The sequence below is a fragment of the Vibrio sp. 10N.286.51.E5 genome (genome assembly GCF_041469125.1).
Classification (GTDB): Bacteria; Pseudomonadota; Gammaproteobacteria; order Enterobacterales; family Vibrionaceae; genus Vibrio; species Vibrio crassostreae_C.
Genome location: NZ_JBFRJZ010000041.1, coordinates 23877 through 46078, shown reverse-complemented (window position 1 = coordinate 46078; position 22202 = coordinate 23877). Strand labels below are relative to the sequence as shown.

General features: G+C 41.2%; 32 protein-coding genes. 11 read left to right on the top strand and 21 right to left on the bottom strand.

The window, feature by feature from the left end; translation table 11 throughout:
• The 8 genes from AB4161_RS15015 to AB4161_RS14980 all read left to right on the top strand — a co-directional run.
• Positions 1-336: hypothetical protein (locus AB4161_RS15015; protein WP_372083547.1), on the top strand; the 336-nt coding region annotated here is incomplete at its 5' end.
• 91 nt (positions 337-427) lie between these two features.
• On the top strand, positions 428-1849 hold the full coding sequence (locus tag AB4161_RS15010; protein WP_136987184.1) for a hypothetical protein: 1422 nt from the start codon (positions 428-430) through the stop codon (positions 1847-1849).
• A gap of 3 nt (positions 1850-1852) precedes the next feature.
• Positions 1853-3196: a hypothetical protein gene (locus AB4161_RS15005; protein WP_154723893.1), complete on the top strand. Its 1344-nt coding sequence runs from the start codon at positions 1853-1855 to the stop codon at positions 3194-3196.
• An 89-nt stretch (positions 3197-3285) separates the two neighbouring features.
• A complete protein-coding gene (locus tag AB4161_RS15000; RefSeq protein ID WP_081231368.1) occupies positions 3286-3501 on the top strand; it encodes a hypothetical protein in 216 nt (71 codons plus the stop codon).
• A 151-nt stretch (positions 3502-3652) separates the two neighbouring features.
• Entirely contained in the window at positions 3653-3931 is a 279-nt protein-coding gene (locus tag AB4161_RS14995) for a hypothetical protein (RefSeq protein WP_154723894.1), read from the top strand.
• 17 nt (positions 3932-3948) lie between these two features.
• Entirely contained in the window at positions 3949-4131 is a 183-nt protein-coding gene (locus AB4161_RS14990) for a hypothetical protein (RefSeq protein ID WP_154723895.1), read from the top strand.
• 225 nt (positions 4132-4356) lie between these two features.
• On the top strand, positions 4357-5274 hold the full coding sequence (locus tag AB4161_RS14985) for a hypothetical protein (RefSeq protein ID WP_136987186.1): 918 nt from the start codon (positions 4357-4359) through the stop codon (positions 5272-5274).
• Between the two features lie 493 nt (positions 5275-5767).
• Positions 5768-6004 (top strand): hypothetical protein, encoded by a 237-nt coding sequence (locus AB4161_RS14980; RefSeq protein ID WP_136987187.1) that lies wholly within the window; start codon positions 5768-5770, stop codon positions 6002-6004.
• Between the two features lie 74 nt (positions 6005-6078).
• Here AB4161_RS14980 and AB4161_RS14975 read toward each other — a convergent pair whose 3' ends face one another.
• The 5 genes from AB4161_RS14975 to AB4161_RS14955 form a co-directional block, all read right to left on the bottom strand.
• A complete protein-coding gene (locus tag AB4161_RS14975) occupies positions 6079-6252 on the bottom strand; it encodes a hypothetical protein (RefSeq protein ID WP_154723896.1) in 174 nt (57 codons plus the stop codon).
• Between the two features lie 54 nt (positions 6253-6306).
• Complete coding sequence (locus AB4161_RS14970; protein ID WP_154723897.1) at positions 6307-6450, bottom strand: hypothetical protein; 144 nt, start codon at positions 6448-6450, stop codon at positions 6307-6309.
• A 6-nt stretch (positions 6451-6456) separates the two neighbouring features.
• A complete protein-coding gene (locus AB4161_RS14965; RefSeq protein WP_154723898.1) occupies positions 6457-7482 on the bottom strand; it encodes an EAL domain-containing protein in 1026 nt (341 codons plus the stop codon).
• A 469-nt stretch (positions 7483-7951) separates the two neighbouring features.
• A complete protein-coding gene (locus AB4161_RS14960) occupies positions 7952-8248 on the bottom strand; it encodes a hypothetical protein (RefSeq protein ID WP_102305834.1) in 297 nt (98 codons plus the stop codon).
• Positions 8249-8324: 76 nt separating this feature from the next.
• Positions 8325-9458, bottom strand: a complete 1134-nt coding sequence (locus tag AB4161_RS14955) for a hypothetical protein (protein ID WP_136987190.1) — start codon at positions 9456-9458, stop codon at positions 8325-8327.
• Between the two features lie 329 nt (positions 9459-9787).
• Here AB4161_RS14955 and AB4161_RS14950 point away from each other — a divergent pair, with 329 nt between their 5' ends.
• On the top strand, positions 9788-10912 hold the full coding sequence (locus tag AB4161_RS14950) for a tyrosine-type recombinase/integrase (RefSeq protein ID WP_372083546.1): 1125 nt from the start codon (positions 9788-9790) through the stop codon (positions 10910-10912).
• 47 nt (positions 10913-10959) lie between these two features.
• Here AB4161_RS14950 and AB4161_RS14945 read toward each other — a convergent pair whose 3' ends face one another.
• From AB4161_RS14945 to AB4161_RS14900, 10 genes are all read right to left on the bottom strand, one after another.
• Positions 10960-11508, bottom strand: a complete 549-nt coding sequence (locus AB4161_RS14945; RefSeq protein WP_372083544.1) for a hypothetical protein — start codon at positions 11506-11508, stop codon at positions 10960-10962.
• A 98-nt stretch (positions 11509-11606) separates the two neighbouring features.
• Positions 11607-11834: a hypothetical protein gene (locus AB4161_RS14940; protein ID WP_102305830.1), complete on the bottom strand. Its 228-nt coding sequence runs from the start codon at positions 11832-11834 to the stop codon at positions 11607-11609.
• A 56-nt stretch (positions 11835-11890) separates the two neighbouring features.
• Entirely contained in the window at positions 11891-12058 is a 168-nt protein-coding gene (locus AB4161_RS14935) for a hypothetical protein (RefSeq protein ID WP_157936602.1), read from the bottom strand.
• 107 nt (positions 12059-12165) lie between these two features.
• Entirely contained in the window at positions 12166-12381 is a 216-nt protein-coding gene (locus tag AB4161_RS14930; protein ID WP_102305829.1) for a hypothetical protein, read from the bottom strand.
• A complete protein-coding gene (locus AB4161_RS14925) occupies positions 12359-12778 on the bottom strand; it encodes a hypothetical protein (RefSeq protein ID WP_102305828.1) in 420 nt (139 codons plus the stop codon). The genes AB4161_RS14930 and AB4161_RS14925 overlap by 23 nt, the downstream gene beginning before the upstream one ends.
• A 326-nt stretch (positions 12779-13104) precedes the next feature.
• Positions 13105-14364, bottom strand: coding sequence for a Y-family DNA polymerase (locus AB4161_RS14920; RefSeq protein WP_136987129.1), 1260 nt, complete (start codon positions 14362-14364; stop codon positions 13105-13107).
• Positions 14365-14366: 2 nt separating this feature from the next.
• Complete coding sequence (locus AB4161_RS14915; RefSeq protein ID WP_086715489.1) at positions 14367-14771, bottom strand: LexA family transcriptional regulator; 405 nt, start codon at positions 14769-14771, stop codon at positions 14367-14369.
• Positions 14772-15175: 404 nt separating this feature from the next.
• The gene (locus AB4161_RS14910; RefSeq protein ID WP_372083543.1) at positions 15176-15919 is read right to left on the bottom strand and encodes an excalibur calcium-binding domain-containing protein; all 744 of its coding nucleotides are present in this window, start codon (positions 15917-15919) and stop codon (positions 15176-15178) included.
• A gap of 32 nt (positions 15920-15951) precedes the next feature.
• Positions 15952-16233 (bottom strand): hypothetical protein, encoded by a 282-nt coding sequence (locus AB4161_RS14905; RefSeq protein ID WP_133152255.1) that lies wholly within the window; start codon positions 16231-16233, stop codon positions 15952-15954.
• 5 nt (positions 16234-16238) lie between these two features.
• Positions 16239-16457 carry a hypothetical protein gene (locus AB4161_RS14900; RefSeq protein ID WP_136987130.1) on the bottom strand — a complete coding sequence of 73 codons (219 nt, stop codon included), beginning with the start codon at positions 16455-16457 and terminating at the stop codon, positions 16239-16241.
• 175 nt (positions 16458-16632) lie between these two features.
• Between AB4161_RS14900 and AB4161_RS14895 the strand changes: the two genes are divergently transcribed.
• Positions 16633-16998, top strand: a complete 366-nt coding sequence (locus tag AB4161_RS14895; RefSeq protein WP_081231404.1) for a hypothetical protein — start codon at positions 16633-16635, stop codon at positions 16996-16998.
• Between the two features lie 31 nt (positions 16999-17029).
• Here the strand turns inward: AB4161_RS14895 and AB4161_RS14890 are convergent, their stop codons facing one another.
• Positions 17030-17965 carry a hypothetical protein gene (locus tag AB4161_RS14890; protein ID WP_136987131.1) on the bottom strand — a complete coding sequence of 312 codons (936 nt, stop codon included), beginning with the start codon at positions 17963-17965 and terminating at the stop codon, positions 17030-17032.
• Between the two features lie 565 nt (positions 17966-18530).
• Between AB4161_RS14890 and AB4161_RS14885 the strand changes: the two genes are divergently transcribed.
• The gene (locus tag AB4161_RS14885; protein ID WP_102319791.1) at positions 18531-18650 is read left to right on the top strand and encodes a transposase family protein; all 120 of its coding nucleotides are present in this window, start codon (positions 18531-18533) and stop codon (positions 18648-18650) included.
• 5 nt (positions 18651-18655) lie between these two features.
• Here AB4161_RS14885 and AB4161_RS14880 read toward each other — a convergent pair whose 3' ends face one another.
• The 5 genes from AB4161_RS14880 to AB4161_RS14860 form a co-directional block, all read right to left on the bottom strand.
• Positions 18656-19096, bottom strand: coding sequence for a YiiD C-terminal domain-containing protein (locus AB4161_RS14880; RefSeq protein ID WP_102319792.1), 441 nt, complete (start codon positions 19094-19096; stop codon positions 18656-18658).
• 65 nt (positions 19097-19161) lie between these two features.
• A complete protein-coding gene (locus AB4161_RS14875) occupies positions 19162-19806 on the bottom strand; it encodes a DsbA family oxidoreductase (protein WP_102319793.1) in 645 nt (214 codons plus the stop codon).
• A 117-nt stretch (positions 19807-19923) separates the two neighbouring features.
• A complete protein-coding gene (locus tag AB4161_RS14870; protein ID WP_102319794.1) occupies positions 19924-20235 on the bottom strand; it encodes an EthD family reductase in 312 nt (103 codons plus the stop codon).
• A gap of 45 nt (positions 20236-20280) precedes the next feature.
• A complete protein-coding gene (locus AB4161_RS14865; protein ID WP_371985016.1) occupies positions 20281-21081 on the bottom strand; it encodes an SDR family NAD(P)-dependent oxidoreductase in 801 nt (266 codons plus the stop codon).
• A gap of 141 nt (positions 21082-21222) precedes the next feature.
• Entirely contained in the window at positions 21223-22044 is an 822-nt protein-coding gene (locus AB4161_RS14860) for an AraC family transcriptional regulator (protein ID WP_198589006.1), read from the bottom strand.
• Positions 22045-22202: the final 158 nt, after the last annotated feature.

Here is a 22202-nt window from a genome sequence, read left to right as displayed (position 1 = left end):
GATACTCCTAACCAGTTTGACACATCGGTAGCACCTAACGATGGTGCAGAACATGACTCTATGATGCGAGAAAGTGGTACTCAACTAGCATCAACAGGATTTGACGCTCCAAACGATGGACATATGGACCCAAGTACGTCTGACGCAAACTTAGGAGACAACTCTAATAAGTTGGATATTGCGACAGCTTTAACTACTGGCGACAAGACAAATCTTGAAATGGACGCCGATGAAATTATCAATGGCGACAAGCTTGATACTGTAGTTGGCTTGGGAGGTTCAGTAGGAGAAATCGATGGTGACGTGAATTATGATCAAGACACAAAACTAACATAATGCCCATATTGATGACGTTTAATCGATATTTCTAATAACTAAACCCTATTGGTGTATACAAACTCCAATAGGGTTTTTTTTAGGTTTCCGAATGAAGATATATTCCACAATCGCATTGATGATCATGTCGTTCGTTTCTGAAGCATATGAGGTTTCAGGGAGAAGTTTATTAATCATGGATGCGCAAACTACGGTTGGCTTAGAAGCTTTAGGTGTGGAAGCCGCTAAAGTTGATGCATTGGAACGAGTTGAGCAAACCATTTCCAAGGGAGACAAATATGGACTTGTGTATTCCTACCAGCCATCCATTCAGAAACTTATTGTCTTAGCTCAGGATAAAGTTGAATGCGATGTTGGCATTTGCTTAGAAACAACCATTAAATTGATAGTCGATAAACAAATTGCTAAGGCTATCACTCAAAGCCTTCATAACAGTGCTAGTGGCATGTCGCAACTTGAGTCAAAGCCCAAAGATGTACTAAGTGCGCAGCTAAACCAATTTACATTGATAGAGTCACGCCACTCTCGGTTACCAATTGAGTTCCGCGCAGAAGACGGAATCTATTCTCAGTGGTTAAGGCTCAGAGCAAAGGAACAAAAGGAGCTTGTTAAACGTATCAAGGTATCTACGATATTTAAGGATACGGGGTTCGTTCCACAAGAAGTTAAGCTGAATAAGGTGCCTGTGTTTGACTCAATAGGTGAGCCATCAACGTCTCAGTACATTGCCTATTCGTTTGTCCTACCTGGTTCTGAGAAGATGAATGATCTGGTAAAAGCCGTTCCATCTTTAATCTCTGATACTCGGTATGTGACTATGAAGATGAGTGTCCCAGAGCTGTCCATAGAGCAGGTCGAATTTAGGGCTAAGTACCATTGCATGTTATTCGCATCGGCAGATGATTACTTATCACATCAATCGCTGACAACAGCTCAGTTGTTTCACCGAGAGCCAGAAGTAGCAATCAACGTGTCAGGAAAGATAGTCCATATAGGTCGTGGGTACTATTACGAAAAAGGTTCCGAATCTGATTCAGTATTCAAGCGTTCAGGGATACCAACCTATTGTGAATTGCTTAATGGAGAATTGGTGTTTCCTAAAGATACAAAACAGGCAACTTTATTGGGGTCCCATGTGACGGTGTTTAGTACTGTTCGTATCCGGGAGGTAGCCACGGATTTCCATGGGGATGAAACGAATATTGATGATTGGCTTCTCGTTGATTCCAACTTTGATAAAGCATGGATAGAGTCACGTTATACAGATGAGATTAATACGATCCGACAAGGATGCATTGATGCGGTGTGTTCTTCACAGGTTATAACCCCTAAACAATTCATGTTGATGCTTAATGGCGAACCCCATGTTGCCTTCTCTAAAGTCGCAGCCGGAATGAGATACCCATTCAGAATTGAGCGCTATCAACCAACGTACCCTCTTGTTGTTCCATACGTGGGCTTACAGACCGCAGGGTATGGTACTGCTTTGAGTTCGTTAACAGTGGAGGAGTGATGTATGGGACGTATGTTTATTTTGTTGTTTCTAATGTCTAGCCTAGTGACTGCAAAGCCATTCGACGCAACTGTAGAGCGCGTAGTTCCGAGCGAGCAAGTAACGCAGGCTCTGTTTCAGCAATTGAAAGATGAAGCTGCGTTTTTAGCTGTCTCTAAAGCGGATCTACGTGGTTATGTAAAGACGAGTCAAAGTTATAACGGAACTTATCTAGAGACATTGAAGGTTCTACTACCTCTAGTAGCCGATGTGGATGTAGTTAGTCAATCAGTGAATAACTGCACTGGTGCTGATTTTAAATGTGTATCACTGACAGTCAATGTGGATATAGACAGAAGAGAGTTCCAGTCTCAGCTTGAAATGATAAAGAATGATGAAGTTTTAAGAAGAAGTCTGGAGCAATATCATAGGGAGCCTGGTCATCCTCTTCGAAAGCGCATTACGATGTTGTCTTCTCAGATCGAGAGTTTGAGTAAACGTGGTGAACAGTCTGATTTGATTAATTCGCTAAAGCTGCAGCTTCATGAGAGCAAGTTGGTGGAACGTGATATTAAGTCAATGCGAATTGTGACTGAAATTGCACGGCATTATTCGGATTTCATTATCTTTACTCAAGTTGAAGGTATCGAGCGCATTTCTAGTAACAGAGTGAAGGTTACATTACGTTCACGAGGTAGCTCATATGGCAATCATGACTTTGATTCTCGTTTAGCTGCAATTATAGATAGTAACGGTTATGCAATGGACATGTACCACCGAGTGGTGCATCAAGGAAATGTTTCTTCTCGCATCAGTCTAGGAAATCACTTTGATGATGGCCACCAGCTAAAAGTGCGACAGCTTTGTATTGAACCGAACTCCTTTGAATTTCATTCACCGGTTCTACAGGCTTTATATGAAAGTGACACGAAACTTACGCTTCCGCTTTATTCACAAAGTAGATTTGTACGAGTTGGTAGCTTCAAGGGTGAACCTGTACCAAAAGAAACAAAAGTGGATAGTTACTCTTACTGTATTTGGGACAAATTCGAATACCAATATTCAGTTGAATTGGCGGATAAAGAAATAGAACACTTTGCGATGTCGGCTAGTAGGTCAGCGGCCAGTCGTCTCACTATTGGCATAGAACCGGAACAATACGCTCAGATGTCGCCTAAGCAATGGCAAGCGTATATGGATATCAATGGCTTACTTGATGCTACCCACCAGAAAAAGCCTCGTAGGGTGTCACAGGGCGCAATGTTGCCAGCCTTTGGCAACGATTCAACGCGATACCGTGAGAATGTGATCATCGGTTGTAATGCGGATACCGGCGACTGTCTAGACCGAGCAATACAACACTTCTAAATACATTCCCCCCAATTTGGGTACGGAACATATTCATTAGTAGCTTTTTTGTTGTATAACTAAAATATGCAACAACAGGAGATTACAATATGTCACGAAGAACTGAGCAACAAAGCCACGATGATTTTTGCAATAGAATGCAGAACAACCGACGCAAAAATTCTGGAGTAAGGAGACGTGGCGTATCTCATCGTCATTCATCCCCTGAAAGAGAAGAAGACAAACTGTTTGGAGGTCTTCCATATGTTCATTGGCTTTCAAATGAGATGGATCGAGACAAAGCCTTTGAAGGTGACGATGATTAATGACTGCTGCGCGTTGCATTCCCTTCAATGTGCTTCTTTGAGGGCTATTGATATTAGACCAAATCGAACATTCACGATGGTTATACGTTCCTTGGGATAGATCTGGTAGACCAGAAAATTTAAACAGGATTTTGTAGCTTAGGGGTATTAAATGGACACACATGACTTTACAGGGTTCAAAATAGCCCTTGTCCCGAACAGCCCTGAAACTCCGATGATCTTGATTTTTGATGGTGTGGCTTGCTGTAGCATCGAACTACCATCTACAGGTGAGTTTCATGTTTTACCTGCTGATGACCGAGCGTTATACCACTTAGTACAGTTCAAAATGAACGGTGCTAAAAATAACCCTCCGGAGATAGATTTTCATGTGCCAGTATCGGAAATGGAAAGGTTTAAAAAAACTAGCCTTTTACCAGTAATCAGCTAATGGGGGAAAATGCGTTAATGACAAAAATAGTAATTTCGGTAGTTATTGCGTTCGCGTTCTTGGTCTGGGTTCTACTAACAGATTACGAAGCTACTCGAACAACTCAATTGCCTCTGATGTTGATGACGGTTGTAGCGATAGGTGTCGCGTTATTTAATGGTGCATTGATTTATAACCGCATAAACAAACCGAACAAGTAGGGAAAATATTATGCTGTTTGAAGCGATCTACATTCAACAGTTTTACTCTAAAGGTTAAAATGGAAACTTAATTATCCAGTCTCAATCTTCATTACCTCGACACCTCTTTACTCCTTCACACCTAATAAACATCCAAATATCTTTCATTATTTAACCATTTTATCGCGTTATTGCTCCATTCTTTCTTTACTACCTTCGGTGTAAATGAATGAAACGGAGATGCGTATGGATTCCGATCTAGTTAATGGATATTTGAAAGAGCATCTATTCCCAAAGATGACCCAAGAAACAATCGATCAAGCCTTTGGTCACTTGGTCCCCAGATTAGGTGCTGGTGAAATGGTCGAGTTGTTATGCCCTTCCTGTGGAAACAAGGGGACCCACTTTTTAGGCACTGGCAGTTTCAACTGTGAGTCTTGTGGACCTACTTCGATTATCGACGCCTATTCAAACGACCACTCAGTAACACCACATCGCGCCATTATAGAATTATGTCGCCTAGCCGGTTTGAATATACCTGCTGACATTTACCGTGAACTCACACCTGAAGATATCAAATTCACGGATATCGTTATGGACATCGCGAGAATGAGAGTCTTGCCAAAAGAAGTGGAAGAGTGGGGGCTTTCAGTGGATGAACGCAATGTGCCTGACCATCTATCCTGTATTCCAGACGCTGAACAATTTATCGAATATGTGAACGCTGTTAACGGTTGGGTTCCCAATGCCGTTATTGATGCCATCACTGAGTTTCAAGGCGAACCCATCTTATTGTTCGTTAACAAAGGTCGCTTAGTGTTCATTAAACTCAATGGATACAGCTCCGCGAGATCACCATTCATCCGGTCTTACACAAAAGGCACTAACAAAACCAAGCGAGTGTTTGTCTCAGATGATCCACTGTTTATAGATATGTGTTGGTCTAAGGGCCTATCTGCATATTTTATCAATCCAAATTTTATGACCCCGAGAGCGATTGAGTTTCTGAGTGATGAATTCAAATCGAAATCGGTGGTTGCAGTGTGGACCAAAACCAAAAGCCAAGATTACGTATTTAGCCGAGATCAAAAAGTACATCGTTACGATTGGTTTAGTCGTAAGGTTCCAGGTTCTTATCAACGTATTGCGGAGTTAATTCAATGACTATTTTTAATGCAAAATATCAAGCGACGGTGCCTGTTTTAAATTTCGTAAGAGGCTGGGTCATTGTCCTTATTGGGTTTATGTTTTACACCTCACTGGTCAGCTCATCCCATAGTTACCACCCACCGGTGCAAGAAGTGATATCTCTTTGCCTACTTGCCGTCTGCCTGTCTTGGACTGAATTTGTAGAAATCAAAGAGGACACGGTTGAAACTTACTATCGCCATTCGCTACTCACCTTCATAAAAACACCAAGGTTCGTATATGAGATCCAAAGCGATTGGTCTTTAGAAGCTAGGCCCAGTTCATTTGGGTATACAATATGGACAGCCAAGAGCGATAACGCTTTAATTCAGATATTTCATACTGGCCATGTGTCTAATTGCTATAGCAAGAACTAAACTTTTCGTAAATTGTTGTATATAGCAAGTATGTTTGACCATTAGAGATTAAATGTATGAATTCGAAATTTGCTTTTTTTTTGGTAGCCTCAATGTCTTTCACTGTCTCTGTGTCAGTTGTCGCGTCTGAATCAGTGCAAGAAGGCGAGGGCAGTTTGAACCAACAATCCCTGAGCCAATTGGTAGAACAGCACGGGGACAAGACTATCGGTGGTTATGAACGGATGAATGAAGATGGCAACATTGAACAGTCTATTTATTCGGTGTCTGTACTCTTGGTCGATGGGGCGGTGAAGGCTGATCTTCAAGATAGTGAGCCAGTTAACTAAACGTTTTTGAAAGCACCCACCAGTTCGGTCATCAGTTACTTTTTCCTTTTCTTGCCTTAGTGGTGGGTTACAGTTTAGTCAGCATACCAAAGTCGTAGGCAAATAAATCTACTGTCGCCAGTGTCAATTTTAGTCTCATAAATAGATTCAATACTGACAATAGAAACTGCTTGTTCAACTAACCAGTTATTCAATCGCTCATGTGCGACATCCACAAGAAGTTCGTTAGCTGACGTTCTCGTGTTCATACCACATCCTAAAACATTAAATTCGATACGTTTTATCATCATTTTCCCTCTACGTTAGCCGTACCAAGACGCGTTGGTAATCAAGTTAGTCATTTGTTCTACTTCATTAGCGGATAGCGTTAATCTTGCGTCACCATGAGCCAATACAAAACGACCACTGACATTGACCAATCCACCTTTGGAACTTCCATTAGGCATCGTGTGTCAATGGTTGAAATTAGTATAATGTTGTTCGAAGTCATTGGAAGACAAGGGCTTTGAAAATAAAAAGCCCTGAAAACTCTCTATACCTGAAGATTGGTATAGTTGTAGTGCTTCTGGTGTCTCTATCCCTTCTAGAGTGGTGTTCAACCCCAGCTGCTTAGACAGGATGACAAAGTTTTCTAGCACTTTAATGCTTATCTCCTGCGATCTTGTATCATTGACTTTAAAGGTAATGAGGCTTCTGTCGAACTTGATTGTGTCGAACTTGATGGTCGTCAACATAGTCATACTATTGTGACCTGCAGTAAAGTCATCCAGAGCTAAATCGGCTCCCGACTGTTTCAGGAGCTCGATATTTCTGAGCATCATGTCATTGGTTTCAATTTTTGTTTGTTCTGTAATCTCTATTTCTATTGATATCCTTTCATTGACCACTGTACTCAAAGCATTGGCAATTTTTTTGATTGAATCAGTACACTGTAGAGTGTCGGCGGCAACATTAAACGATAAAGTGAAATCGTCAGTGATTTTATTTGTTATCAGCCAAACCTTTAATTGTTCGATGGCTTGTACAGCGATTTCGGTGTCTATTTCTGAAATCAAGCCTTCTTTGATCGAGAAGGGGATGAATTCTGCAGGTGGGATAACACAACCTTGGCATTCCCAACGTGCCAGTGCTTCACAGCCCGTTATCTTTCCACTTGTTTGTGAAACTCTACTTTGAAAATACGGTTTGATGTCACCATTATCTAAAGCAGTGTTAATACGCAGTACTTGGTTATTTCTCTCGCGAATCGTGATTACTTTTTGCATTTGAGTTAGAACGAGTCGATTGCCAAAGATGATCCCAATGATAAACCCACTGCACGCCATAATGACGCTTACTTCTTGAAAGATAGAAAGCTCTACTTTACCTTTTCCAATCAAGAGCCCAGCTAGACAAGCGGCAGCTAGTAAAGGCATACACAGAGATATCGCAAGTACGTTCCTTTCCTTCGCATATTCATTTTGTATTGAGTTAGTCATAGCTACTTATCTCGATTAGGTTCATTTCATGTCCCAATCAATTGAACTCTAACATTAATGATAAGTGTGCAAATAAGGCCCTTAAATTCATACATAGATTGTACAAATATCGGTTTTAAGCCTCTGAGCTCTATAGGGTAGTTAGATATCCACAAAATTTGTTAGTTGCTGGTGGATAAATACACAAAGTTGATTTGAGTGAATGGTTTAAAGTCTGCAGGGTTCAAGCATCGGATGTATAGAATCTTTTGAACGACTCAATAGAGTAGAGCAACTTACTGTAGAAATGAAAAAGTCGCTGTTAGGCGACTTTCACTCTGCCACATTTTCATGTGGATTCGTCAATACGTTGTCATGGCGCATTATATTGCCACAAACTCATCTTAGGTGGGACGAGCTGCATTGTTGTCAAATAGACAATCGATTTTCGCCGCTTGACTGATCCTTCGTCATGAATCTCTGATCCTCACTACTTATAAAGAGTAGGGTTAACGGACAGTTTCAAGTTAGTGATTGTTGAATCAATCTTCTCAGCCCAAGCAAGAATTTGTTGCTTATCGAACTTTAAACGCGTCAGTACCATACTGTTTGGGGCTTCAATAGCTATGCTGCCCCCGTTGACGTTCGCAACACGCAGTTGATGGCCATAGTGGGGAAATTGCTCATGAAACTTCTGATTGATTTCTGCAATGTCTTGGAGCTTGTCTTTGATTGCCGAAAATTTAGTGTCCTGGAACACATCACACAAGCTTGTTGTCGCTCTCATAATTCTCTCCAGTTAGATGAGTACACATATGGTTGTACACCATCTAATAGAAAAATGAGTGTCGAATGAATAGGACCTAATTGTTACCCAATTGGAGGTTTTTGGCCTCAAGTTCTTTGATGATGGTCTGGTTATTCGCTAGTTCTTCTTTTTGACTTTCGTTTTGCTGAGTAAGACGCTTAACATCATCCTCTAGGCGGCTACTGAAGGCACCTTGTCTTTCGATGGTACTAATGTTTTGACTGTTAGACATACGTAGCTCAGTAAACTGATCTGATAGAGAGGTTAGTCGTTCTGATGCAGTACCAAACCTTATCGTTGCTTGCTCTAACTCGCTGGCTAGGCGTGCGTTTTCAGATTTTGTTGTAATGTATTCCGCTTCAACTTCTGCTAGGTCAGTGCTGAATTTGTTTCGACTCTCACGTAATTCTTTGATCAGTTGAATATCGCCCTGAGCCTGAGTTTCGAACCTGATGATTTCTCCGGATTTCTGAGTCACAGTGTCACTTAGTTCGGATATCTTGTTTCGACATTCATTGAGCTGAGTTTCTAAGTTGCCTATTAGTGTCTCTTGGTTTTCGAGTTTGACCTCAGTCTTGGCCACTTGGCTTTGAGCCTTATCAAGATCGATTTTTTGATTATTCAACTTGTCTTGCAAGCCACCAATCTCATCCGTCAGCCGTTGTTCAATACCTTCACAGTTCTTTTGGCTTTGCGCAAGTTCGGTTGTAAGCTTGGTTATCTCTTTGTCTTTCAATGAAATTGTAGTGTTTGATTCTTCAAGCTTAACACCGGCTAACTCCAGCTCACCCTCCGTCTTCAAAAGGAGTTCATTGGCCAGATCTGCTTCATCTTTATACATGAGAACTTCGGCATTGTGCTCTGCATCTTTAGCGGCGCTTAATCGAGTGATTTCAGTTGAAAACAATTCAACAAATTCATCGCTAAAGCCTCGTTCTCTGAAGAGGTCCATTCGTTTGTTCTTAGCTTGAGTGTTCCATTCACGGACATCCACGTTAATCGTGGAGGTAGATTTAACGTCCGGCATCATTGATAAGACATTGCGAACACTGGTTTTCTCGCCTTTAACGAAGAGCGAATCACAAATTTCAAAAACACGTTGGCGTCGTTGTAGTTGATCTGCGGTAAGGTCTTTCTGTGTGCTGATGTCGCTCATTAGATGGTACTCAAGTTCAGATTTCGATGTCATTCATTTTAATCGAACATTGGTCGAACGTCCAGAACGAACGAACACCTGTTCGATGTTCGATAATTGTCGTGTGAAGCGAAGCACGGTAAAAATGTACCGTTCATTTACTGGATGCGTTGTTGTTAGAATTTTAGCCCCTCTACCCTCCAATAAAAGTGACACTGTAATTAACTCAGATAAATTGAATGTCAGGATAATCACGCGTAGATTTAAAGCCATAAATTGCACATTTTCTAGATCTCAGATAATTACAATTATATGTGATCTAGAAAAAATGCATGGAATTGGTTAGACTGTAACGAACTACGAAAGCATAAGTTGGAAATGATATGGTCGGCACTGAAATCTCACTTCATACGGACTTTTCCCGTTTAAGGCCAGAACATGTTCACCAGGCGATCATGCTCGCACGAAAGCACGGTACATCGAACGAACAGTACCAAAAAATTCAAGATGCTATTAACCACCTTTTGCGAGAGTTCAATAAACGTGAAGAGCGTTATGCTAAGAACTCACTTTCTCAACTCTATAGCAACTGGTCACGATTTGAGAAATGGTGTCACGAGCATGAACATCACTCATTGCCAGCAGCCGCAGAAACCATCGAATTATTCTTTGAAGATAAGGTCGACGACTTACACCGTAACTCAAATCGATCTTATGCGTGGGCCATTTCAAAAATTCATCGTATCTCGGGTTGTCCTGATCCTTTTCTTGATGAAATCGTTCGTGACAAGATGGCCGGTATCTTTCGCAGGAAAGTTGAAGCAGGTGAACGAATAGTACAAGCTTCAGCCTTTCGAGAAAAACACTTAGATAGAATAACCGAATTATGGCGACATTCCCCTGTCCTACGGTATCGACGTGATCTGGCATTGTTGACTGTTGCTTATGAAACTCTACTTCGGGCATCGGAAATCGCAAATATCCGTTTTGGCCACTTAGAGTACCCAGGTGACGGAACGGCATTGCTCACTATCCCTATCACTAAATCTAATCATAGTGGTGAACCTGATACAGTGGTATTTAGTCCAGAAGCTGTTGATATTATTCATGAATATGTTGAATTGGCAGGGCTTGATGACACCGATGAACAAGCCTTTTTGTTCGTTGGGATCAGCCGACACAACACTCCTTACAGGCCAAAATTAATCGACCCCACTCACCCTGAAAGTGGGAAAAACCATAAGAAAATGACGTCATGGACTGTTGAGCAGATTTTCAATAAAGCATGGGAAGCCCTTAATTTGGGTAAGGTTGGTATCGCTACTTTTACTGGCCACAGTGCAAGAGTTGGCGCTTGTCAGGATTTATTGACTGATGGGTACACCATCTTGCAAGTGCAGCAAGCTGGACGTTGGTCAACACCGGCTATGGTGATGAGATACGGTCGTGGGATATTGGCAAAAGACGGTGCAATGGCACAGAAACGAGCGTCAAGAGGAAGAACATAATCAGCCTGTTGAAACCCCGATGTTGACAGCTGCGGGGTTTCATTACGTTACGCATCACCAAATAGGTCGGGCAATATTGTAGCTTTTATGGCTGTTTCTATTTGTTCAGGCTCATCAACTACCACGACTTTTGCAGCACCAATGCCCATAAGCAAACGTTCAAGTTCCTCTTCCTCTAACTTCGTCAGTTCAAGCATTGAGTGAACGATTAACAAAGGCATCAATGTAAGCCCAGGTTGCTTTGCTTCCCGTAACATCGAACCCACCAGCTCCGCGAAACTATCAGGATTATCTAAGAGCAGTTGCTTTACTGGTATCGGTGAAATTTTACTTAACTTATTTCCTTGCCATATTAACTCGCATTGTCGTGTTGTTAGATGAATCACAGCTGGATTGGCTAGTACCTTTTTGTTGACTAGGAGATCGATACGACAAGCAATACTAATGAGCGGAATGACCAGAACCATAGCTACTAAGCTTTTTAGGTTGTTATACAGCTCTGGTTGCTCAATTATCAAATGCAGGTAATGTATCTCCAGAAATAAGAAAATACATACTATAGACATCGCATCATTTATCGTTCTTTTTTTAAGCATCTTGTTTTCTCCATTGATCTCACAATCGATATCCATCGGTGGGGATAAATTACACCGAGGTGTTCTATAGTGGTGAGTAACAGGTTCCTAACTGATTTCTAAGACTGATGCTCATAAGTGTATGAATACTCGATGGCAATCAGTTTGGCTGGTGACGTTAACCAAACAAAGGCTGAAGTTAAATAAGGTATAACGATGAGCCAAGCCTGCTCGACAATCAGTAAAGAGTCGTTGAAACTGAGGAATACAGTCCAAGCTATCAGTGACACGATACAAACTGTTTTCAACCAATTAATTTCAATCTCTCTGTGTACATTTCTTTTCATATACTCGTTTCCTTACAAGATTTAAATGTTATTGATATGGAGTATTGGACTGCGGATTATCTATGTTCGATATCGGCTTCAGAGTGGACTTTGTATGGCTTATGGCAATCGTCGCATTCAAATTCACCACCCGCTGGGTTGACACAAAAACCATCTTGTTCTTCTCCGCAGTGAGGGCAATATAGAGCCACATTCATCGTGTGTAATTCTGTCACTGTCTTCATATTCTCTCCCTGAGATTAACTGTGAGTTTGTTATACATCCTAAGTCTCCCAATTTAACTTCGTATCGGGTTTCAATATTTAGACGACGCTATGGAAGAAGGAAGAACTCAAAGTTGCTCTGCTCGCAGCTTTCTTTTCTGTTTGTAGGCAATGGTTGCCACTACCAAAACGAAGCAACAGGTAATCAGTGTTTCAACGAAACCGAAGAGTTCGCCATTGAAGCTAGTCACTAACATGACATGCGACCCGATACTTAGGATGCTTAACCTGAGTAACGCTTTATCAACAGGCCCCATATAGTCAGTGAGATCGAGTTTGAGCATTATTAGCCACCCTCCTTAACTGTTCTCGGATGTAGCCTTCTTGCCACTCGATATGGCATTCAGGGTCAAACTTCTCCCCTTTTCTGCTCGCAATAACTCCCGCTTTGAATTCGGTCGTATAATTCGAGTTAACGGTAAGTGTTGGTTCGCACATCTCACATGCTACTGCCGACAACAAATGAGTAAACATGCCTGAATCGTGTCGCTTCTCAGTGATTTCTAAGATTTTGACTAGAGCATGCAACTCATTACAATTGAATCTGGCCATTGTTAACCGTATTACAGGTGACCATTTTTCATATGTTTCAATGAACCCCTGCTCACCTGACAGAAATATTTGCTGCTCACGACATTGGTAAAGTCGTTGTGCTGTAGAAACGATCTTTATTGAAGTCATATCTGTTCCTTTCAACGCGAAGGCTTGAACTGTAGTTCTGTTTCTTCTGACTGGTGCTTAGGTACTACAAGCTTACATTTGAAGTACTTCCCCCGTGGCAGCTGATTGCCAACGGGGAGGCGTTTAATCCAGTCATCAAATGCAGGTTTTGAAGTCGAGGGGAGTCGTTGGCTTATAAACGGGTCTTTCAGCATGTCTGCCATTCTTGCTCTCTACTCTGTTATTCGAATATTGAGTTCAGTATCCAACAACCCGATACAGGCATGTTCAAATAAAGAGCTTGAATTGGAGAATAGATTGCGTATCACAAACGCGGTGGGTAGAAATTAGCAGGCGATTCTAGGTAAGTCGCTCCATTTAGTGGTGTATTGCGGAGACAGCATTTCGCGGCGCATACCCCAAGACTGTCTTGTAGGTGTTCCTTGCGCAGCCAGAAAGATAGTGTCCATTCCATACTTTGCGTTTATCTGATCAAACGAAGCCATTAACTTTGCATTATTGGGTTGTGGGTTAAATAGGTCAGCTTGCTCATGTCTTCCGTCAACGAGGTCAATCAGCCCAACACCGACTTTGTAGTACTGAACACCTTCTTTGTAGAGTGTTTTGGCCAGAGCACAGGCCGCACTGGTTAAGGTATCCACATCAGCTGTCGCGTACTCAAATTTGTGAATCGCTTTGAAACTAACCGGCTTTTCGTCAAAAGGTGAATTTCCTGCAAAGCAAACCAACACTTTACAAAGTGACTGTTGAGCACGGATCTTTCGCGAGGCAATGCCCACATGCAGACTGATAGCTTGTCTAAGCTCATCGAATTCCGTTATGCGCTTACCCAGACTGCGGGTAGAAAAAACTTGTTGTTTGTCTGCTCTTGCTATGTCGAATGGAATACACTTTTCACCATTGAGCTCCCGTATCGTTCGCTCAACACCGACATCGAATTCTTTTCTCGCTTTTGAAGGTGAAAAATTTGCTAGTTGCGCTGCGGTAGTGATCCCCATAAATTGCAATGCTTTCGTTCGCTTGCGACCAATCCCCCAAACTGAACCCACATCAATAGCCTGGAGAACACGTTGGGTTTCTTTCACTGAATCTAAAACACATACCCCCTGATAACCAGGGAGTTTTTTCGCTGCGTGGTTGGCTAATTTTGAGAGGGTGAGCGTCGGGCCGGTTCCCACACAGACCGGGATCCGACACTCTTTCCATATTGCTTTTCGAATTGCGGCCCCATGCTCTCGTAAACAAGGAATGTTTATGCACTTGTCCAGATTTAGGAAGCTTTCATCGATTGAATAGATCAGTTGTTCAGGTCCAAAACGTGCAATCACTTGCATCATCCGCAAGCTCAAACTGGAGTACAGTTCATAGTTAGATGAGAAGACTGTAACGCCATGTTGCTCACATAATGCCTTGATTTTAAAGTAAGGTTCGAACTTTGGAATGTTCAACGCCTTCGCTTGATTGTTTACCGCAACGGCACAACCATCATTGTTACTGACGGTGATAACCGGCTTTCCACGTAAATCAGGTCTGAAGACTTGATGACACGAATTGTAGAATGAATTGCCATCTATTAATGAATACATGCTTAACCCGAAAACATAGTTGATACACGGTGGAGTCTGATGGAACTCGCTAATACCCCTTCTATTGCGAAGGAGTCTTGTTCATCAATTCTTACCGGCTTCATTGATTCATTCGCACTCAGCAAGCGACGTCCTTTGATATCTAGAATTTTACAAACCAGTTCACCGTTTAGATTGGCAATGATAATATCGTGGTCTTTCGCAGTAAGGGCTCGATCTACAATCAATACATCACCTGAAAAAATCCCAACTCCTTGCATGCTATCTCCCTGTGCCAGCGCTAAAAAAGTTGATGACGGGTGTTCCACCAGCAATTCATCAAGGCTCAATTCCAGTTGTTTATATTCTGCAGCTGGGGACTCAAAACCCACCACGCCTGCACTCACTGGATAAGTTAATATATTCATAATTTATACTGGTTATTTATACAGTGCAATTCTAGCCCCGAATCTAGATAAAAGGCAAGAGAATGTCTCAGTAGGTAACTAGCGCTATAGAATTTAAGGTGAGACAGAGGTTGAGAGGGCGACATTATGAACAAGAGCCCTATATACGATAACATAATATGATATTGTGTATATTTAGGTTTCACCTATTTAAATCAAAGGGAAAGTTAAGAGGTCACTATGCCATTAGTAAGGTTTGCAATATTAGTTGTTGTACTATTTTTCGCTTGGTTAGCTTTAGTCCACATTTTCAATGACTATGGTGCTGGCGTAGGTCTAGTCTGTTTGGGGTTGTTTGTTTTTGTGGGTCGGAAGTTATCAAAGAGAACGCTGGCAAAACTTCAGTCTCGCCAGCAATAAATCGTTTACTCGCACACAACACCATCCCCGTCTCGGTCAGACATGAATGCGTATGCCGGGTCATGAGCCGTTACTGGTGCAATCCCATGATTTCGAGCTTCGGCACAAGTGATACGTCCGTTGTTGTTGTCATCATACAAGGACAACGCATGCCCCGTAGATTGGGTGACGTATTTAGTTGGAGCGCTTCCAGCAGGTGCATAGAACACCATTTCAAAAGACGGGCAATTATTGATAACACTCTCCAACGTGTTCGCTTCGACTGGATTTACACTAAGGCCATACTTAGTTTTTATCTCAATGACACGCAACGCGAACCAACATTGGTTTCTTGGCGGCAACCACTCGCCAGCGTCCAAGCCACATTTTCCAGTAGAACTAAAACGGTTCACAGCTGGGGATGCTAGGGTCAAGTTCAATAGATCTGTTGCAAATGCTTTTCTTGTTTCAGGGCTTGCCGCACAGAGTCCACTGTCATGCCCTTCACTGGCTGCAATGATATGTTCGATGTCTGTCTCTGAAGTTGATTGGTAGTAGGTGCCAGTATAAGGGCCATAAATCTGACCTCCCATACTATCGACTATCGCTGACTCTACTGAAGCGGGATATGGGTATTGGCTTTTCTTATCGTATGGTGAACATCGATGCTCTTCCTTAACTACCAACCCACGCCACATTTCATTTCCCAGTGATGAAAACGAAGCAAGTAAAACAACCAAATACATTGAACTGCGAATAATCCCCATCATAACGTTCTCTATTTATTTACGTTACATTGTCACTAAGACCAGCAGCCCGATAGAATCTGGGACCACAAACGCTGCCCCTTTTTAAGTCCACGTATATCCACGACTTTTACGGTGACTGGCTTACCTACTAAATCAGTCTCATACTTTTTCCCGGTTATTATGTTATATAAGTTTCCAGATGCATTGGCTAGAGGTATACCCAACTCTTTTGATAAACTTGCAGCAGTGTAATGCACTCCCGACTCCAACATATATGCGGCCATCTCTTGAGTGCTCATCTTGTTGTGAACCTTACTTGGTGTTGTTGTATTCATGGCCATTACACCTCTGTATAGTTACCGGAATCATACTCACGCATAATGGCAGTCTCGGTGAATTCAAGCACTTGTACTTCGCCATCTATCCCACGCGTTTTATCGGAAAATCGCACACGAAGTGTTACTTCAGTATCATCGATAATAGTCGCATGAATTCTTTGTCCATCAGGTGCATAACCTCTACCAGTATTAAATGTCAGTTCGCCTTGCTTCGTTTGCATATCTCAGTTCCTTCAATTGGCTTTGGATTAGATATACAACATCGATGTGTTCTATTAAGCACATTGTCATCACAAGGTTGTGGTTCAACCGGTATTGTGTGTTGCTGTTAGTAGCGGAATATTAGATATTACTAAGGCTATCTATTGTTATATCGAAATTTCAGGAAGTTAACAGATGTCTAAGCAGCTCAAACCTGGTGGTCTTCAATACGTGTCTCGTGTCCTAGCAAACAAATATGATGTTTCCCTGTCCACATTCGTACTGATTGATGCCACTCGAAATGGCAATATTATGACCGAGATAGCAGAGCTCTACGGGGTCAATAGAGATGGTAAGGATTCGTATCAATTTCTCAGTGACTTGGTTAAACATGCCAACAAGAAATCCTCTCTTCCAATTTTCAACGTCACGAATATGACGAGATATGACTTAATAGCAATGGGAATTGATCCCGTTTCAGGAAGACGTCCTCGTTGGCTGTCATTGACCAGCTACGGTATGACGATTCTCAAAGACTTCGACAAATTGATGTATGAATAAGGATCTAACAATGAGAGCCTTTTAATACACGCTATTTAATCAGGACCGACTCTCGCTTTATCGGCTTTTCATTGAAGCGAATTTTTACGATGTGGTTATTCTCAAACCTCTGCTTACCTATAAGATCACGATACTGTTGATAGGATTTTCCCTTGAGGCCACAGTGATTGACGTAGATAGCTACTTTATACACGGTGAAGTCGAGCCAATTTTTACGTTTCTTGTTCACATCGATGACTGCATCACTTAACGTTATTTTTAGTAGCTCCCATAACTTCCCACTAATTACGTGTGTGTTGACGCTGAGTGAGTAAAATCCACTACCATTCAATGCGCTAGTAAACATCGTCATTTCTCTGATCAGTTGGTCTTTTTTGCCTTTTATTGGTTTGTAAGGGTCTGCCAAATGGAGGGTTATATCTGATGCATGTTTCCAACGATTAGTGATCGGATACCACTCCAGCATCAATATCTCGGTGCTACCGAATACTAATTTTATCGGTGTCATTATCACCCAAGTCATGAACGCTACCAATAGGACAAGAGCATAGTTCCAGCCCGATAATAAGCAAGGCCATAGATTCTCTAAGGCCAGGTTCTCGCTATAATTTTTATTGATAAAGGTGTCGTTCCAATTGAATGAATCAAGTGCAAACAAGAGTAGATAAAAAACAGAGAACTTCGTCATAAGTTTGGCCGTCTTACAGAAACGGTGCCAATATTCGGAATGAAACATAGAGAGGTTCATGTGCGTCGGATCATCGAGCACTATCTTTTCATAGGCGATGTTTCTAATGGCTTTCGCCTGTACGAGTGAGACGCCCATTGCGACTATGAACACATAATCACCAAAATAACAGCTGAGTAAGATACACAGAGTCGGAATGATGTATTTCAGGGTTTGAATAACTACCGTGATGACGTTCATTACGTAATCAGTTAAGAGCGTGAAAGTTGGTTTTAACATAAGAATGTATTCCTTTTGATTTAAACCTACTTAATTTTTCCGAGATCGCAAAATTTTTTTTTCATATCCTGTAGGAGAGGAATAAAGTTTCATACTAAGCAGTCAAGTAACCCTGTTTGTACCGTTCTAAATGATACTCACCCAGAAATAAAGATTCATACTAATTCCTACTACAAAGTCTGAGTCACGCTACAACTGAGTAATAAAGTATCATACTGGTTGTCTTGGGCATCCACAGATTGATCGGCCCCATTCAAACACGTTTCTGGACAGGAATCATTTAGAGTACTCTGTCTAAGTCGACTAATATTGATTAGAAAAAATATCCAAAATTATCAAAGATCTATAATTAGTTTCGCCCTCTTTATCTACAAAACGAGCGGTGAACGTTAGCCGTAGAGTACAAGGCAAGATCACGAAGCTTTACCTTAAGCTAAGTTTTTTATCTTATACTTCTTTTTGATAACAAACCAAGTCAACCATGTCTGAGCTCAATTTATTCAAATACTTTGTAGCCATTGAAGATACACGCCAATCAGGATAAGTTGTAAATAAACTCTTAGATATTCTGTTCCTTACCATTAGCGTTGTGATTGCAGGGAGTCAAGGTTGGGAAGAAATTGAAGAGTTCGGGCGTGACAAACTGGATTGGTTGCGTAAGTTTTTAGTTTTCATTGCATTTTGACCTTATTACTCTTTATTAAAAACGACGTATATTCCCTCAAAAGTAGCAACCAACTCATCCGCACAAAATAGATTGCAGGCTATTTGAACACGACCTTTTCCCTTGCGTTGAAACGCACGATGAAACCGAGACCACGCCGTAAGGTTGTCATATTTACATACTGCTGTTACATCTTTGCTGGCGGGTTTCAGGTATCGAATGCTATTTTCTTGAATAACAATTTGATGTTTTTTACCCTCCAACTGGGCATAAACTAAAGACCAACCTGCCAAAATACCAACAACAGATAAGCTGCCGCCAAACACCGTATTCATGTGGTTGGTATTCATTCTCAATGGTGCAGTAATCTCGATATTTTTGCTGCTACAAGTATTCACACAGATACCGAGAGACTTTGATACTGGTATATGATGATGAAGGTAGACTTCAAGCTCTCTATGTTTCATATAGACCGTTGCCTTTTTCAGACCGCCAAAATATTGCAAAAGTCCGTTTTAGAGGGATGCAGGAATTACACTTTAGCTAATTCAGTTAATACTTGCTTATACGTATCCACTGATTGGGCTCCAGAAATAGCGCTCTCGCGATTGAATACAACTGTTGGAACACCTGATATACCCGCTTGCTTCCATTTCTGTTCCAGCGACTGGACATGACTTCGCATATTATCGTCATCTAGGCATTGCATTGCTTCGTCAACATTAATACCAAGACTTTGCAACTCTTGCTCGAGGGTACTCTTGCTGGATATATCTTTTTGCTCGCTATAAAACGAAGCAAATAACCGATTTTTAAGCTCGGTTTGCTTGCCTACACTTTTTGCATGCTCCAGAAGAATATGAGCATCAAGGGTATTTACAGCTTTTAGTCCGTCAAAGTAGTCGAATTTAAACCCAACGTCTTCTCCAAGCTCTGTCATCTCTTTTCTGAAACGAATGCTATCTTCTAATGTAGTACCGTACTTCCTTTTAAGGTGGGCACGTAGGTCTTCACCTTCAAGCGGCATATCTGGATTTAACTGAAAAGGTTGCCACTCAATCTCAATGCGATCTTCTATACCAAGCTCTTTTATCGCGGTATTTAAACGCTTATAACCGATAATACACCAAGGACAAATCACATCTGACACAATATCCAATTTGATTTTCATATTCATATTTAACTCTTTTTATCAAGCGTTTAGCTTCAATTTTTTCATTAAATAACACTAAGCAGAACCCAAATTGTTTATTATTCGGTATCCTGCTCATTTTCACCGTAGAGAGTTGCGGTTCTATATTTTTTGCTCACAAAGCTGAATTGATGGAACGGTATTAGTGAAGTTCGGTACATCAGCTTTTATCTTGTCTGCATTTGGGCCAAATGCCGTTTGAAATGACTCTATAGATTCAAATGAAATTGTACTAATCGCCACATATGCCGCTGCTTCACTAGGAACAACACTTGCTAACCCTGCATCTACTGTCGCCCCTTTTAGTGCGTCTCCCAGAAGCTCTCCTATCATAGGAACATGTTTGTTGCAGTAATAATCAAAATCAAAAATCACATCATCGTTATTTGGGTATATTACGTATACTTTAATCATTGCTTTTTTCCTTTTTCTTTCACTAAAGTTTTAAACTGTTGGGGGTTACATTTTGTTCTTGGGCATTGCTTTTCCAATCATTGATTCACCCATTATTGCCTGCTTTTGGTGGGGGATGATCCCAGAAAGAATAGCGGTCATTCGATTACGTTTACCTGGAACCACAACTGCTTTTCTACCCAAACCATTGATAGCTATTTCTGCTACTTCCGCTGGATCTTTTGCAACCATTGGTAATTTTGACCAGTCAACACCATTATCAGCTGTCATCGGTGTAGTTGTTAACCCAGGAGAAAGAACCGTTACATCAATACCTTTGGGTTTAAGTTCGCCATGAAGAGATGCACCTAGCTGAAGAACGTAGGCTTTGGTACCTGCATAATTTGAAAAATATGGGGAAACCATATGACCAGAAAGACTTGATACCATTAAAATACCGCCTCTTTTTCTTTCGATCATTGTTGGTGTAAAGTGGTGAGTCAGTTGCAACACAGAGGTAACATTAAGCTGTATCATCTTCAACTCTTGCTCTAGAGATGATTTAGCAAACGAACCATTAACTTCAATACCAGCGGCTAGTACAAGTAGCCCAATACTTTTGTCAATTTGCTTAACTTTTTCGACGCCTTCTGACGTACTTAAGTCAGCAGAAACGGTCGTTGCTTTAATTCCGTAGCGTTCCGTAAGCAACGTAGCTTGCTCTTCAAGCTCTTTTTCTCGACGAGCGACCAAAACAACGTTCAATCCTTTTGCTGCAATCTGGCTTGCCATTTCTGCGCCAATGCCTGATGTTGCCCCTGTGATAAGTGCCCAATCACCATATTTTTCTTTAAAGCTGATACCCATAATTCGTTACCTTTCTCTGTGTTTAGTTGATGGGGTAACTATATGGAATTTGGAGGTACAGGGCTCTCCATAAAAGTTCAAAAATTGCTCACATTAGTTCAAACGAGCCAACCTGAATGGAAAGGTTAAAATGCGTTGGTGTCAGGTTAAACGAAATTGAGAAGGGGATAGGCCTGTTTGTCCTTTAAAGGCACGGTTAAACGTGGAAATCGACTCGAAACCCGTTTCAAAAACGATGTCGGAGATACGTAAGCTATTATCTTTCAGTAACACTTTAGCTTTGTTGATTTTTAATTTGGTAATGTATTTTATTGGGGGTTCTGAATACACCTCTTTAAACTTACGTTTAAAAGTAGAAACACTCATATGACACAATGCTGCCAACTCATCCACACTCAGATCCGCATACAGATTACTTTGGATAATATCTTCAAATTTGGCAAAGTTAGGTTTAAACATAGAAGCAAGAAAATCGAGTTCAGAAGGTGCGCTGGTTCTTTTCGCCATAAGAATGACAAATTCACGTAGTTTGCTCTCGATAAGCAAATCATCCGCCAACTCTGGAGAATCCAGCAATATACTGATGCTATCACGATAGTGCTCTAGCAATTTGTCCACTTCAACCTGCAAAATATTATAATCGACCCTGTATTTTGACTGGCTAATATCAAAGTTAAACAGTGACTGAAATATTTCAGGATAGAGAAGGATACCAATCGCTTCACCTGCACCTTCATCATTATGATAGCTAGTGTTTTCATAAAAGTAGTTGGTGCATTTTGCCAGTATTCCGCAGTTTTTGTTCAATGAAGCAGATTCTGTCTGTTCCCTGACGTTAAAATCGCCATTTGTGACAAACGCAAAACACGCTTCACTGTCTACAAATACGCGCGGCATACGTTTGAAACTGGGTATATCTTGTTTTTGAAAAACAATACGTCCATTATATTTTATTGTTTTCATTTAAAGGCACCATTCAATAGTATTGCGATAAGGATAAAGCAGTCTACCTGCTCGATTAAATAATTGGCTCAACTAGAATCGTGTTGCTACGGTGCTGCACTCATAATCATTAGACATCTAAAACTCGACAACAAAGCTAAAGCTCGAGAATAGTCTAC

What these genes read in the sequence shown, in the direction of transcription:
- AB4161_RS14895 (WP_081231404.1), top strand. Translation starts at nt 16,633, where the DNA reads ATGTCTAAGCAGCTCAAACCTGGTGGTCTTCAATACGTGTCTCGTGTC.
- AB4161_RS14945 (WP_372083544.1), bottom strand. Translation starts at nt 11,508, where the DNA reads ATGCTTAAAAAAAGAACGATAAATGATGCGATGTCTATAGTATGTATT.
- AB4161_RS14870 (WP_102319794.1), bottom strand. Translation starts at nt 20,235, where the DNA reads ATGATTAAAGTATACGTAATATACCCAAATAACGATGATGTGATTTTT.
- AB4161_RS15000 (WP_081231368.1), top strand. Translation starts at nt 3,286, where the DNA reads ATGTCACGAAGAACTGAGCAACAAAGCCACGATGATTTTTGCAATAGA.
- AB4161_RS14920 (WP_136987129.1), bottom strand. Translation starts at nt 14,364, where the DNA reads ATGTATTCATTAATAGATGGCAATTCATTCTACAATTCGTGTCATCAA.
- AB4161_RS14960 (WP_102305834.1), bottom strand. Translation starts at nt 8,248, where the DNA reads ATGAGAGCGACAACAAGCTTGTGTGATGTGTTCCAGGACACTAAATTT.
- AB4161_RS14930 (WP_102305829.1), bottom strand. Translation starts at nt 12,381, where the DNA reads ATGCTCAAACTCGATCTCACTGACTATATGGGGCCTGTTGATAAAGCG.
- AB4161_RS14965 (WP_154723898.1), bottom strand. Translation starts at nt 7,482, where the DNA reads ATGACTAACTCAATACAAAATGAATATGCGAAGGAAAGGAACGTACTT.
- AB4161_RS14905 (WP_133152255.1), bottom strand. Translation starts at nt 16,233, where the DNA reads ATGAATACAACAACACCAAGTAAGGTTCACAACAAGATGAGCACTCAA.
- AB4161_RS14910 (WP_372083543.1), bottom strand. Translation starts at nt 15,919, where the DNA reads ATGATGGGGATTATTCGCAGTTCAATGTATTTGGTTGTTTTACTTGCT.
- AB4161_RS14865 (WP_371985016.1), bottom strand. Translation starts at nt 21,081, where the DNA reads ATGGGTATCAGCTTTAAAGAAAAATATGGTGATTGGGCACTTATCACA.
- AB4161_RS14915 (WP_086715489.1), bottom strand. Translation starts at nt 14,771, where the DNA reads ATGAATATATTAACTTATCCAGTGAGTGCAGGCGTGGTGGGTTTTGAG.
- AB4161_RS14890 (WP_136987131.1), bottom strand. Translation starts at nt 17,965, where the DNA reads ATGTTAAAACCAACTTTCACGCTCTTAACTGATTACGTAATGAACGTC.
- AB4161_RS14875 (WP_102319793.1), bottom strand. Translation starts at nt 19,806, where the DNA reads ATGAATATGAAAATCAAATTGGATATTGTGTCAGATGTGATTTGTCCT.
- AB4161_RS15010 (WP_136987184.1), top strand. Translation starts at nt 428, where the DNA reads ATGAAGATATATTCCACAATCGCATTGATGATCATGTCGTTCGTTTCT.
- AB4161_RS14860 (WP_198589006.1), bottom strand. Translation starts at nt 22,044, where the DNA reads ATGAAAACAATAAAATATAATGGACGTATTGTTTTTCAAAAACAAGAT.
- AB4161_RS14940 (WP_102305830.1), bottom strand. Translation starts at nt 11,834, where the DNA reads ATGAAAAGAAATGTACACAGAGAGATTGAAATTAATTGGTTGAAAACA.
- AB4161_RS14955 (WP_136987190.1), bottom strand. Translation starts at nt 9,458, where the DNA reads ATGACATCGAAATCTGAACTTGAGTACCATCTAATGAGCGACATCAGC.
- AB4161_RS14935 (WP_157936602.1), bottom strand. Translation starts at nt 12,058, where the DNA reads ATGAAGACAGTGACAGAATTACACACGATGAATGTGGCTCTATATTGC.
- AB4161_RS14995 (WP_154723894.1), top strand. Translation starts at nt 3,653, where the DNA reads ATGGACACACATGACTTTACAGGGTTCAAAATAGCCCTTGTCCCGAAC.
- AB4161_RS14990 (WP_154723895.1), top strand. Translation starts at nt 3,949, where the DNA reads ATGACAAAAATAGTAATTTCGGTAGTTATTGCGTTCGCGTTCTTGGTC.
- AB4161_RS14985 (WP_136987186.1), top strand. Translation starts at nt 4,357, where the DNA reads ATGGATTCCGATCTAGTTAATGGATATTTGAAAGAGCATCTATTCCCA.
- AB4161_RS14880 (WP_102319792.1), bottom strand. Translation starts at nt 19,096, where the DNA reads ATGAAACATAGAGAGCTTGAAGTCTACCTTCATCATCATATACCAGTA.
- AB4161_RS14950 (WP_372083546.1), top strand. Translation starts at nt 9,788, where the DNA reads ATGGTCGGCACTGAAATCTCACTTCATACGGACTTTTCCCGTTTAAGG.
- AB4161_RS14970 (WP_154723897.1), bottom strand. Translation starts at nt 6,450, where the DNA reads ATGCCTAATGGAAGTTCCAAAGGTGGATTGGTCAATGTCAGTGGTCGT.
- AB4161_RS14980 (WP_136987187.1), top strand. Translation starts at nt 5,768, where the DNA reads ATGTCTTTCACTGTCTCTGTGTCAGTTGTCGCGTCTGAATCAGTGCAA.
- AB4161_RS14900 (WP_136987130.1), bottom strand. Translation starts at nt 16,457, where the DNA reads ATGCAAACGAAGCAAGGCGAACTGACATTTAATACTGGTAGAGGTTAT.
- AB4161_RS14925 (WP_102305828.1), bottom strand. Translation starts at nt 12,778, where the DNA reads ATGACTTCAATAAAGATCGTTTCTACAGCACAACGACTTTACCAATGT.
- AB4161_RS14975 (WP_154723896.1), bottom strand. Translation starts at nt 6,252, where the DNA reads ATGAACACGAGAACGTCAGCTAACGAACTTCTTGTGGATGTCGCACAT.
- AB4161_RS15005 (WP_154723893.1), top strand. Translation starts at nt 1,853, where the DNA reads ATGGGACGTATGTTTATTTTGTTGTTTCTAATGTCTAGCCTAGTGACT.